Origin of the sequence: Enterobacter sichuanensis (genome assembly GCF_002939185.1) — a bacterium.
Classification (GTDB): Bacteria; Pseudomonadota; Gammaproteobacteria; order Enterobacterales; family Enterobacteriaceae; genus Enterobacter; species Enterobacter sichuanensis.
On the sequence record NZ_POVL01000197.1, the window covers coordinates 1 to 226 of the forward strand.

Annotated in this window: 1 protein-coding gene; it reads right to left on the reverse strand. The window is 44.7% G+C overall.

What is annotated here, in order from left to right; all coding sequences use genetic code 11:
* Positions 1-111: GTP-binding protein (locus C5687_RS24500; RefSeq protein ID WP_001336758.1), on the reverse strand; the 111-nt coding region annotated here is incomplete at its 3' end.
* Between the last annotated feature and the right edge of the window lie 115 nt (positions 112-226).

Consider the following 226-nt stretch of genomic DNA (forward strand, 5'->3'; position numbering starts at 1 on the left):
TGCCAGAACGGTAGTGATTGCAGCGGTCAGCGTTGTTTTACCATGGTCAACGTGGCCGATAGTACCGACGTTAACGTGCGGTTTTGTACGTTCAAACTTTTCTTTAGACATCGATTGTCCCTCTAAGACACGGATAAATCGGTGATATCACCACATCAACCAGGCGAAATGCCTGAATTGTTGAATACAGTAAAATTGAAACAGAGAGAAACGGGAAGGAGAAGTG